The organism is bacterium (assembly GCA_023230585.1).
Lineage (GTDB): Bacteria > Ratteibacteria > UBA8468 > B48-G9 > JAFGKM01 > JALNXB01.
Genome location: JALNXB010000001.1, coordinates 62,400 through 74,176, shown reverse-complemented (window position 1 = coordinate 74,176; position 11,777 = coordinate 62,400). Strand labels below are relative to the sequence as shown.

Annotated in this window: 12 protein-coding genes; 2 read left to right on the top strand and 10 right to left on the bottom strand. The window is 36.1% G+C overall.

Annotated elements, in window-relative coordinates:
• Positions 1–3 precede the first annotated feature (3 nt).
• From M0P98_00330 to M0P98_00305, 6 genes are read right to left on the bottom strand one after another with little or no spacing between them, the layout of a single operon-like run.
• Positions 4–450 (bottom strand): NADH-quinone oxidoreductase subunit C, encoded by a 447-nt coding sequence (locus M0P98_00330; GenBank protein ID MCK9265328.1) that lies wholly within the window; start codon positions 448–450, stop codon positions 4–6.
• Complete coding sequence (nuoB, locus tag M0P98_00325) at positions 447–863, bottom strand: NADH-quinone oxidoreductase subunit NuoB (protein MCK9265327.1); 417 nt, start codon at positions 861–863, stop codon at positions 447–449. Before nuoB ends, M0P98_00330 begins: the two co-directional genes overlap by 4 nt.
• Entirely contained in the window at positions 863–1,792 is a 930-nt protein-coding gene (locus M0P98_00320; GenBank protein MCK9265326.1) for an NADH-quinone oxidoreductase subunit H, read from the bottom strand. The genes nuoB and M0P98_00320 overlap by 1 nt, the downstream gene beginning before the upstream one ends.
• Positions 1,789–2,277 (bottom strand): hypothetical protein, encoded by a 489-nt coding sequence (locus M0P98_00315; protein MCK9265325.1) that lies wholly within the window; start codon positions 2,275–2,277, stop codon positions 1,789–1,791. Before M0P98_00315 ends, M0P98_00320 begins: the two co-directional genes overlap by 4 nt.
• Positions 2,278–2,282: 5 nt before the next feature.
• On the bottom strand, positions 2,283–3,113 hold the full coding sequence (locus tag M0P98_00310; GenBank protein MCK9265324.1) for an FAD/NAD(P)-binding protein: 831 nt from the start codon (positions 3,111–3,113) through the stop codon (positions 2,283–2,285).
• Positions 3,113–4,237 (bottom strand): 4Fe-4S dicluster domain-containing protein, encoded by a 1,125-nt coding sequence (locus M0P98_00305; protein MCK9265323.1) that lies wholly within the window; start codon positions 4,235–4,237, stop codon positions 3,113–3,115. Before M0P98_00305 ends, M0P98_00310 begins: the two co-directional genes overlap by 1 nt.
• 315 nt (positions 4,238–4,552) lie before the next feature.
• On the opposite strand from M0P98_00305, the gene M0P98_00300 reads away from it, so the two are divergent.
• Together M0P98_00300 and M0P98_00295 are read left to right on the top strand one after the other, a co-directional pair.
• Positions 4,553–5,323 carry an amidohydrolase family protein gene (locus M0P98_00300; protein MCK9265322.1) on the top strand — a complete coding sequence of 257 codons (771 nt, stop codon included), beginning with the start codon at positions 4,553–4,555 and terminating at the stop codon, positions 5,321–5,323.
• On the top strand, positions 5,320–6,102 hold the full coding sequence (locus M0P98_00295; GenBank protein ID MCK9265321.1) for a hypothetical protein: 783 nt from the start codon (positions 5,320–5,322) through the stop codon (positions 6,100–6,102). Before M0P98_00300 ends, M0P98_00295 begins: the two co-directional genes overlap by 4 nt.
• A 150-nt stretch (positions 6,103–6,252) precedes the next feature.
• Here M0P98_00295 and hydE read toward each other — a convergent pair whose 3' ends face one another.
• The 4 genes from hydE to M0P98_00275 are packed head-to-tail and all read right to left on the bottom strand — an operon-like array spanning position 6,253 to position 11,776.
• Complete coding sequence (hydE, locus tag M0P98_00290; GenBank protein MCK9265320.1) at positions 6,253–7,236, bottom strand: [FeFe] hydrogenase H-cluster radical SAM maturase HydE; 984 nt, start codon at positions 7,234–7,236, stop codon at positions 6,253–6,255.
• A gap of 12 nt (positions 7,237–7,248) precedes the next feature.
• Entirely contained in the window at positions 7,249–8,730 is a 1,482-nt protein-coding gene (hydG, locus tag M0P98_00285) for a [FeFe] hydrogenase H-cluster radical SAM maturase HydG (GenBank protein ID MCK9265319.1), read from the bottom strand.
• Positions 8,730–10,004 (bottom strand): [FeFe] hydrogenase H-cluster maturation GTPase HydF, encoded by a 1,275-nt coding sequence (hydF, locus tag M0P98_00280; GenBank protein MCK9265318.1) that lies wholly within the window; start codon positions 10,002–10,004, stop codon positions 8,730–8,732. The genes hydG and hydF overlap by 1 nt, the downstream gene beginning before the upstream one ends.
• A 26-nt stretch (positions 10,005–10,030) precedes the next feature.
• On the bottom strand, positions 10,031–11,776 hold the full coding sequence (locus tag M0P98_00275) for an NADH-dependent [FeFe] hydrogenase, group A6 (protein MCK9265317.1): 1,746 nt from the start codon (positions 11,774–11,776) through the stop codon (positions 10,031–10,033).
• Position 11,777 lies beyond the last annotated feature (1 nt).

Below are 11,777 nucleotides of genomic sequence, written 5' to 3'. Positions count from 1 at the left end.
TATTTATTTGTCACCAGTTATATTGTTACTGTTTTTACGTAAAGGATAATCTTCTTTAGGCCAATCGTCTCTTAACAAGAAATGTTTAAGGTTAGGGTGACCTACAAAATTTATCCCTAAAAGTTCCCAAATCTCTCTTTCAATATAAAAAACGCCCGGAATAGTGTCTACAAGAGATACAACTTCAGGATTGTTACGTTCAAGAAAAACCCGTAACGATACTATTGCACCAAACAAGTCAAACCCAAAATGGTATATCAATTCAAAAGAATCAAAATTGTCAACTCCGGAAATAATAATATACCTTCCATTAAGTTGGCGAAAAAGAATATTAACGCACTCTTTAAGAAATTTACTATCAATTGTTATATATATTCTTCGTTCATTATGAACTTTTACATCTTTTATATAATTTTTAAGTGTTGCTTTTAAGGTTTTCAATAACTTCATTTGAGTTTCTCCAGAAGTTTAACTATACCAGCAATCATTGCTTCAGGTTTAGGTGGACAGCCAGGTATATAAATATCTACCGGTATAATTTGATTTAACGGTCCTCCCATCTGGTACCCGTCCCTAAAAATTCCGCCTGAACAAGCACAGGCGCCTATCGCTACAACAACACACGGTTTAGCTGTCTGATGGTATACCTCTTTTATCCTTTCTACACATTTTTTATTTACAATACCTGTACATAAAAGAGCATCAGCGTGTCTTGGGCTACCAACAAGCACCATACCAAAACGTTCAATATCAAACCTTGGTGTAAGACAATCAAGTATCTCTATATCACAGTTATTACAAGAACCTCCCGATAAATGGTAGACCCACAAAGATTTTTTTAATGCTTTTAACTTTAAGTTCATTATCTCCCCATAAATGCTAAAAGTATACCTACCAACCCTAAAAGAGTTAGCCAACCCCAAAACAATTTTAAAGCTTGGTCTATCCTTAACCTTGGGTTAGTGTTTCTAATAAGGGTTATTAAAACTAATACTAAAAGGTACTTTAAAATACCAGTTATTGTGCCACCCACCGAGGAGGTAGATACCCCTCCAAAATATAGAGATACAAGAAACAATGGTCCTGATATAAACAGAACTGCTTTTGTTAATTTAAAAAAACCGTACAGAATCCCAGAATATTCCATAAAAGCACCAGCTGCAAGTTCACCTTCAGCTTCTGCAAGGTCGAACGGCACAAGCCCAAGTTTACCTTGTAAAGAAAGTAACCCTATAACAAACCCTATAATACCAGAGATAGAACCTATAAACATACCGTTTGTCTGTTGGTGTTGGATAATTGTAAAAAAAGAGGTTGTTGAGCCGCTCTTTAAGGCAGGGATAATAATAGCGCAAACAAAAGGTAACTCATACCCCAAAAGAAGTTTTATTTCTCTACTAATACCAACAGCTGCAAGAACATTCCCAGAAGCGCTACCGCCCAATATTATAGCGAAAGAAGGAATGGTCAACAGGTATACAATAAGAATTATATCCCCAGCAAAAGATAGGCCTAACTTCATAGCAAACAACATTATCGTTCCAGCCATTGATGCCGAGAGAAGAGCAAGCAGTGGAGCAAAAACAAACATAAAAACGTTAGATTTCTCTGGAATTAGTACTTCCTTACCTACCAGTTTAAAAAAATCTACAAAATTCTGATACCACGGCGGTCCCACACGAAATTGTAGGCGCGCTGTCAATTTTCTATCTATCCACATAGCCACCAGACCTAATACGTTTAAAAGAAAGAAACTTCTAATGATAAATATTAGATAGTTACCTATACTCATTTTTTAATTCCATAAAAATTAAGCCAGTTAAATACTCTTACAATAATCTTTTCTCCCATCTTATAAAGGTTAGTTTTGTCGGTAATATCATCTTCTTTTAGATACTGTATCGCTCCACTTTCACATCTGGCAACACATAAAGGCACCTCGTCTTTTTTAAGGCGCCCAATACACTCATCACATCTACCCACAAGGTAAGGGAGTAATTCTACCAATATAGTCCCAAAAGGACAAGCAATTGAACAGGTCTTACAAGCTATACATACTAAATTTGAACGTTTAATTAGTCCTGCCTCTCTTTTTAAGGCACCGTTAGGGCAAGAGTTAACACAAGGATAATCTTCACATCTACGGCACGCAAACATAAAAGCAATCTCTTCTCTTAAAGTAGTTATTCCATCGTTATAAGGGTGTAACTTATAACTACATTGGAAAACCTCTTCTGTTTGCAACAATATATCATAATCTATATAAAGTTTTTTCATTCTTTTTAGACCCATATATTAGGTTTATCTTTCAACTGAGCATAAGTAAACACCGGTCCATCTTTACACACAAAAAGGTCACCAATAAGGCAATGTCGACATTGACCTACCCCACAATACATCTTCCTTTCCATAGAAAGATATATCTGAGCATCTGTATAACCTATCTCAAGAAGTTTCAATGTAGTAAATTTCATCATTATAGGAGGTCCACAAACAACCGCAACAGAGTTAGAAATATCAAGAGCCAACCCATCAAGAGTTTCTGTTACCACCCCTTCACCATACTTCCAACCAGGGCATTTCCTATCAACCGTTATCCTGAAACTTAAAGGAAACCTATCACAAAAATTGTGCCACTCGTCCAGAATTTTATCTTTATAAATATAGTCCTCTGGAGTCTTCGCACCACAACAAAAGATAATCTTCTTATAGTTGTCAACCGTCTCCATTAACGCAAAAAAGAGAGCCCTTAAAGGTGCCAACCCAACACCGCCTCCAACAAGAAGAATCTCTTTACCTTGGTAAAAATCTAATGGGTAAGGTTTACCATAAGGACCTCTCACTCCGACAATATCTCCTACTTGCAGATTATGTATTGCGTCTGTCACTCTTCCTGTTTTCATTACAGTAAACTCTATTTTGTCTTTATCATAAGGAGAAGATGATGGAGTAAAAGGTGCTTCACCAATTCCAAAAACAGTTAAAGAGGCAAACTGTCCTGCAAGAAAAGAAAACTCTTCTAAGGGTTTTAGTTTAACTGTCACAATGTTAGGAGATTCAGTCACTACTTCAATAACATTACATTTTATTGGCGCATAAATATTTTTTTTCATCAAATATTTACCTTTTCGTTTCTTAACACCTCAGTTATGACCGACCTTTTATCTATCTTCCCTATACATCCTGATATACATCTTCCACACCCAGTGCACCCCTTAACCCCAAAATTTTCAACCATATACCAGTATTTACATAACAATCTATTAGCATACCTATCATACAAAGACGGTCGAGGCGAAGCACCTGCAGCCATTTTAGCGTATCCGGGGAAAAGACAACTATCCCAAACCTTATTTTTTTTTATATTTTCTGAGGTACCTACATCTTCAAGCAAAAAAGATACACAGGTTGGACAATTGTTGGTACAACTACCGCATTGAACACAATTCTCAACATCTTTAGGAGTTTGCCAGATTTCGCTCTGATATGCACCTTTCAGGTTATCTAATTTTGAAAAATCGAACCTTCTATTGCTTTCTTTAAGTTGTTCTGTTACTCTTTTTCTCTGCTCTTTCCTCATTCCTACCTGTTCACCTGAAGATTGAAAAAACTTCTGGTCATTCCCAATAAACGCAGCCCCTTTATCTGTAGTTACATCTATTAAAAACCCATCCTGACAAAGAGAAAGATTTAAATCAAAACCATTCTCGGGGTAGGGATGTACACCTACAAGTTCACAAAAACAGGACGAGTACGGAGATAGGCAATCAAAACTTATTATTAGAGTATTATCACGGCGGTATGAGTAGTTAGGGTCTTTATAATCTTCTTCTAAAAAAACTTTATCAAGAATTTGTAACCCCTTTATATCGCATGAGGTAGCCCCCATAACGATAATTTCGGATATGGCGTCAATTGAAGGAAAAACTCTTTCTTTGAAAGGTAACAAAAATAGTTTTAAGGGCTCAATAGGTCTTGCTCTATTATAAACAATATCCTGACAATTAGTAGCAAAAACTCTCTTGTAAAATAAGGACCCCCTATCATCAAAAGGAGCAAAGATTGTTTTATCGACAGTTTTGCCCTTAATAAAACCTTCCCAGTCTTGCTTGGTAATATATAAGGTTTCCATTATCATTGTGATTTGTTTCACAATCTTAAGGTTATAACTATTTGATTTTCTTGTCAAATATTTTTTTCTTACACCTTCATCCTTGATGGCTTTATCCTTGCCCACCACTCCATCCTGAACGCCTCATTTTGTTATCTATGAAGTAATAAAAACGAGATTCCGAATAAATCCGGAATGACATATAAGGGGGAGTCTAATTTTTTATCATTACGTCTTTCGTTTTTGGTTAAGTTGCTAACTGCACCCCTCATCCTTGATCCTTCTCCCTCAAGGGGAGAAGGCAAAGAGAGGTGCATTCCTTTTCCGCCTTCGGCGAGATTGCCACGCCAAAAAACGGCTCGCAAAGACGGAATGGGGGGTAGTAAAAAAAGCAACAAGGAAAATTTGACTTATATATTATAGTAATATAATATAAGTTGTATGGATAAAATATCAATAATAGATACACACGCACACCCTGTTTTAGGAAAATTTGCAGACGACGCTGCTGATAAATGTTTGAAAGCAGCTTTCCAGTTTAATGTGAAAAAACTCTGTGTTATGGGTAATGTTTCTACCTTTGGAGAAGACCCAACCGAAAAAGAAGTACAAATAATCAATGATAATAGTATACAAGTAGTAAAAAAACATCCTGACAATTTTATCGGTTTCTGTTTTCTCAACCCCAAGCATGATAAAACATTTATTTTTGAAGAGGCCGAAAGGTGTATTGCGCAAGCAGGGTTTAGAGGTATAAAACTGTGGGTATCAGTAAAAGCTAATGATAAAAAGTTATCTAATATTATGGAAGTAGCATCAAAGTTCGGTATCCCTGTGTTACAACATACGTGGTATAAATCTATAGGAAATAGACAAGGGGAATCGAGCCCTTCTGATATTGCTTACCTTGCTTCAAGGTACCCTAATATTAAAATTATTATGGGACACCTTGGAGGTTGTGGGATGAGAGGGGTTCTTGATATAGAAAAATTCAGTAATGTTTATGTTGAAACAGGTGGTAGCCAACCTGCTACTGGTATTTTAGAGTTTGCAGTCAGAACAATAGGTCCTGAAAGAGTTTTGTTTGGTTCAGATACACCTTGCAGAAGTTTTCCATCTCAGCTTGGTCGTATTTACGGTGCTGATATAAGTGACAAATCAAAAAAAATGATTTTAGCAGAAAATGCTAAAAAACTACTTGATATAAAATGATAATAGATACAAATGTTTCATTGGGTTGTTGGCCGTTCCAGAGTTTATTGTTAGGTACGCCGTCCAAATTGAACGCTCACCTTAAAAAGGAAGGAATTTCTTTGGCTATCGTCTCTTCAATAGATGCTATCTTGAACAGAGATATAGATTTTTGTAACAAACAATTGATAAAACAGGTAGAAGAATACCCGTCTTTAGTACCTGTTATGGTTATAAATCCAGTGTTGGCTAATTGGAAAGAAAATCTTATAGAATATACTCAATTAACTAAAACTAACGCTGTAAAGATTTATCCCGCTTTCCATAGTTACTCTCTATCTTCAAAGTATATGGAGCCATTAATGTTGGAGTTAAAAACTCTTAATATGTCTCTTATGGTTCAGGTTAGAATAGAAGATGATAGAACACAGTTTCCAGCTATGCAGGTACCTGCAATTGGTTTAAACGAAATTATTGAATTTTCGCTTGCTTACCCAGAAAACAATATTGAATGTTTATGTTTAAACAGTTCTGAAGCAATAACAATATTAAATGAAACAAAAAATGTTTTTGTTGATATATCTTATATTGATGGTTTGAACTGCCTGCCAAATTTAATAGAGAAGACTTCTGAAGATAGAATTCTCTTTGGTTCTCACTCACCTTTCTTATATATTGAATCTGCAAAAATGAAGACGCTCTATAAAGAAATACCTAATAATGTTAGGAACAAAATCTGTTCAGCAAACATCTTATCTTTTTTGCAAATAAACGATATATCAAATCTGGCAAACTTATAAAAGAAGACACCCCTCTGTATGTCATTCCAGACTTGATCCGGAATCTAGTTTTTTACGTAGTGCCTATTATAAATGTGGAGTGCATTAGAGATCCTAAAACAAGTTCAGGATGGTAAAATGAGGTTAACTGAACATTCACCTGTTAAGTTGCTACCGTTTCAAACTATGCCCGTACCCTGTTGAAATCTTTCTTCCAAGTTTTGTAAGCAACCCTTTAATCTCTTCAATAGATTGTTCTGCATCCTCTTTTAGGCATACCTTATCAGGATATATAAGATAAAGGTTTTTATATTGAGGTGGAGTGAAATTTGGCATAATAACATTTGCGCCACACAAAAGAGCTTTCTCTGCACCTTGTTTATGCAAAGTTCTTATAGCTGTTGTTGCAGGCATATGTGATGTAGGAACAGTTATCCGTGCGAGAGCAAGTGTTTTAAGGGTAAGGTTTAAATCTCCTGGACGGCATTTGCCAAGCGGAGTATCTGGATGAGGTAAGAAAGGTGTAATACTTATCATAGCAGGATTGAGTTGTTTTAATAAAAGAATATCTTCTTCAAGAATCTTTATTGTCTGTTCAGGTAAACCCACAATATTGCCTGCACCTGTTTGAAAACTTAATTGTTCAAGAATATCAAGACATTTTAATCTTGCCATATATGAAGAATCAGGTTTAAGTTTTTTGAACAACTTCTCGTTTGATGTTTCAAATTTAAGTAAATATCTATCAGCACCAGAATTTTTTAAAGCTCTATATTCATCAACCGTTTTTTCACCAAGAGATAAAGTAACAGCACAATCAAGTTCTCTTTTTATTTTTTCAACAATATTACATATCTCTTTTATATCCCGTCTTTCTTCACCTGATTGAAGAACAATGGTTTTAACTCCATTAGCTACAACCTGTCTGGCAGTCTCTAATATTTCATCAGGTAACATCCTGTAACGGGTAAGTTTTTTGTTATCTCGCCTTAGTCCGCAGTAAAAACAGTTCTTTTCACAATAGTTAGAAAACTCTATAATCCCTCTTAAATGAACATCATCACCGCAATGTTTTTTGCGTATAGAGTCTGCCTGTTGAAATAGTTGGGCAACGTTTGGTGTATCTATTTTGTTACATACAAGAATATCTGTCATAAAACCCTCTTATTAAAAGTATATATCTCTATCGCCTTTTTTGGTTCTATTATAATATTCTATAAACATAGGATAAACAGAAGGCATCATCTGTTTTATTTCTGAAATTTCTTTCTGGATAAGAATTTCTGCCTCTTGGCGAGTCTCTTCAGAAGCAAAATCGTCTAACCACTCTCTAAAAGTTAAAACAGCGTTAAGTTTACAAAATCTGCCTTCCTGCCCTGTTTTTAAAAGTTCCATAATCGACTTACCTGTACGGCTACATCTATACCCAGCTGTACAAAAAGAAGTTATATACCCTAAACTGGTAAACTCTTTTATTACTTCTTCAAGACTGCGGGTATCTCCAAGAATAAACTGTTGCTTATCTGCTGTATCGCTATCTTTTTTATGGCTATATCCGCCTACTCCTATCCTTGTTGAAGCATCCGTTTGGGTAATACCCAAAGAGAGAGAAGTTCTTCTCATATCTGCAGTTTCTCTTGCAGTGATTATCATACCTGTATGAGGAACTGCCAGCCGTATAACTGTCATAAGTTTTATAAAATCTTCATCAGACACTCTATAAGGAGGGTTATCACTATATGGAGTACCTAACGCAGGGTCTATCCTGGGAAAAGAGATGGTATGGGTTCCCACTCCAAAAGATTTCTCAAGTTCTCTGTTGTGAGCAACAAGCCCCATAACTTCAAACTTCCAGTCATAAAGACCAAACAAGACCCCCAATCCAACATCATCTATACCTGCTTCCATTGCTCTGTGCATTGTATAAAGACGCCATAAGTAATTCCCTTTTATGGTTGCTGGAGGGTGTACTTGGCTATATGTTTTAGGATGGTACGTCTCTTGAAAAACCTGGTATGTCCCTATCCCTGCATTATGAAGTTTTTTTAGGTCTTCAATACCAAAAGGTGGCGCATTAACATTTGTCCTTCTAATCTGACCATAACCATACCTTGCTTTTACTTTAACCCCGTAAACTGCTTGTATAGTATCTGTAATATAATCAACATCGTTTTTAGGATGCTCTCCATAAACTGTTATCAGCCGTTTGTGTCCAATTTTACCAGCAAGAATTTCTGTCTCTCGCTTAACCTCTTCCAGGGTTAAAACTGTGCGAGTAACCTCTCTATTAGAAGACCTAAATCCGCAATATGCACAGTTGTTCACACAATAGTTACCCATATAAAGAGGCGCAAAGGTAACGATTCTATTATCATAAACCTTCTTTTTAATCTTTAAAGCTGTCTCTTTCATCTCTTCCAACATATCCTTATCTGTTACATTTAACAAGCAGGCAGTCTCTTCTAAAGTCAAGGTTTCTATTGACAAAGATTTTTGGAGTATATCCTTAAACCTTTCAGGTGTGCATACGGTTTCTATTTTTAAGAGCCTTTCTATATCTTGAGCATTTATAAAAGGTGTTTCATTGGTCATAAACCGTTCTACTTCAGGCATTCTTATACGTTGTTTTGTCCATTCTTGTATATTCATTAGTTTTTCTCTCTATTAGAACTTTTTTGCTTAATAAGTTCTCTTTTATATATTGTTAGTTCTTCTGGAAAAGGCGATAAAGCTCTATCCAAAACACCTTCAAGAAAAGATATCACTACACCATAGTTTGTAATTGGAACATTTTGTTCTTTTGCTTGATATATACGATTCAACATCTCTCTCTGCGTTAGCATACAACCCCCACAATGTATAACAAGCTTATATTTCTCCATATCTTGTGGGTAATCTCTACCCGAGAAAACATCAAAAGGAACCTTAAACCCTTTATATTCTTGTATCCAGCTAGGAATCTTTACCCTACCAATATCATCGGCAATAGGGTGGTGAGAACAACTTTCTGCTATAAGTATTCTATCGCCTTTCTCTATAGAATCTATTACCATAGCCCCTTTAACCGCTTCAGCAAGGTTTCCCTTGTATCTGGTAAAAAGAATAGAGAATGTTGTACAATTAACTGTGGATGGAAGCTGGCTTACCATTTTACCAACAACCTGAGAATCACAAATCGCTAACGAAGGTAACTCTTTCAATTTACTGATTGTTTCTTTTATATTATCGTCTTTAACAACAATAGTTATTATGTTATTATCGAGAGCATCTCTTAACACCTGCACTTGCGGCAATATCAAACGTCCCTTGGGAGCTTGAATATCTATAGGCACAATCAGCATTAAAACCCCTCTGTTAGGAACCAAATCTCCTACAAGGAAAGTTTCAGCAAGTACGCCGTCAGGGCAAGCTTTAGAAAGTGCTTGTTTAAACTCTGAGATAGTCTTATCTCTATTTGCACTATCTAAACAAGAACAGTAGAGATAGTATGGAGTGATTTTTTTGATTTTTGAAATAAAATCCGCTCCAGGAGATTTTATATCTATCTTATTAACAACCACAATGAGAGCCGCTCTATTCTTCTTTGCTGTCAAAACCAGTTCTTCTTCATACTGCCCCCATATATCAGGTTCAACAACAAGTACAAACACGTCTGCTCTCTTAAAAATATTTCGAGTTTTCTCAGCACGCAATTTGGCAAGAGGAGATATATCGTCTACACCTGCAGTATCAAGAAAAACTACAGGTCCTATAGGTAACAACTCTATACTTTTTTCAACTATATCTGTTGTTGTACCGGGTAGAGAAGATGTAACAGCAACATTTTGGTGCGTAACATAATTGAGAAAAGTAGATTTCCCCACATTTGTTCTTCCAAATATACCTATCTGCAACCTCAATGATTTGGGTGTTCTCCTCATCATAATGTTTTCCTATCATAAATGGCGCCCTATTTACGGTAAAGAGGTCTTGGATTATAAAAAGTGTGGAGAAGTTTATGACTCTTTTCACTAAGGGGTTTTCCAAGAAATTCGTCGTATAGTTTTTTTATGTACGGATTCTCATGAGCATAATGATAATCTTGATTTTCATCATCTAAATATAGCCCCTGAGCACGAGACATACGCAGTTTATCGGTAACACCATAAGGCTGCCCACCACCACCTACACACCCGCCAGGGCAAGCCATAACTTCCACAAAATGGTAAGGTGGTTCTTTCTTTTCTGCAATAGCTTTCTGTATTTTATTTAAAACATATTCAACATTACCTATCCCGTGAGCAATAGCTACTCTTATTTTGTTACCAGCAATATCCACAGTGGTTTCTTTTACACCTTTCAAACCTCTAACACTTTCAAAATCCATAATACCAGCATTCTTTCCAGTAACCAAAAAATGTGCTGTTCTTAAAGCAGCTTCCATAACACCACCTGTAGTACCAAAAATAACTCCTGCTCCTGTATAATCTCCCAGAATATGGTCTGGCTCTTCATCAGGTAGACCAGCAAAATTCACGCCTGCCTGTTTTATCATACGGGCAAGTTCTCTTGTAGTCAAAGAAACATCTATATCCTGATACCCAGAAGCAAACATCTCTTCGCTCCGTGTTATCTCATATTTTTTAGCTGTGCACGGCATAATAGAAACCATAAATATTTTTGAAGGGTCGATATTATGTTTTTCAGCATAATATGTTTTAGATAACACTCCAACCATAGATTGAGGAGATTTGGCGGTAGAGAAATGTTCTATCATATCAGAATAAAATTTCTCCATAAAATCCACCCAAGACGGACAACAAGAAGTAATAAGAGGAAGTGGTCCTTTTTTGTTTACAAACCTCTCAATAAACTCAGTAGCTTCCTCCATAACAGTCAAGTCTGCACCAAACGAGGTATCAAAGACAGCTTTAAAACCAAGTTTTCTTAAAGCGGCATACAGTTTGCCTGTCAGGTTTTCTCCTTCAGGGTAACCAAACGCTTCACCAATAGCTACCCTAACAGCAGGAGCTATCTGTACAACACAATATTTATCTGGGTCATAAAGAGCTTGCCAGGTTTTTTCGGTTTCATCATATTCAGCGATAGCGCCTGTTGGACAATGGGCTGCACACTGCCCACATTTTATACACGGGCTATCTGCAAGGTCAATATCTCCAGCGGCTGAAATTCTTGTATTAATACCCCTCTCCAAAAACGAGAGAGCCCAAACATTTTGTATATTTTGGCATACATTAATACATCTACCACACAGAATACATTTATCAGGCACAATCTTAAGTATTTTTGTGGAAAGGTCTGGTTTTAAACCTTTCTGTAACTGGTGGAAAGGATATTCTCTTATACCAAAATCAGCTGCAAGTTTTTGTAGTTCACAATTATTGTTTCTTGCACATTGGAGACAGTCGTTTGGGTGATTAGACAATATAAGTTCTATGACTGTCTTACGCACCTCTTGTAGTTCGTTATCGTGAGTAATTATATTCATCCCTTCTTCGATAGGTGTACAACACGCTCTTAAAAATTTACTACTACCTCCATTCTTAACAACACATATCCCACAAGAAGCCGTTGAATCAAGGTCAGGATGTTTACATAAAACAGGAATATTTATATTGATTTTTTTTGCAGCTTCAAGAATCGTTGTTCCTTTTCTTACATGGACAGGAATACCATTTATATTAGCAGTTATCATT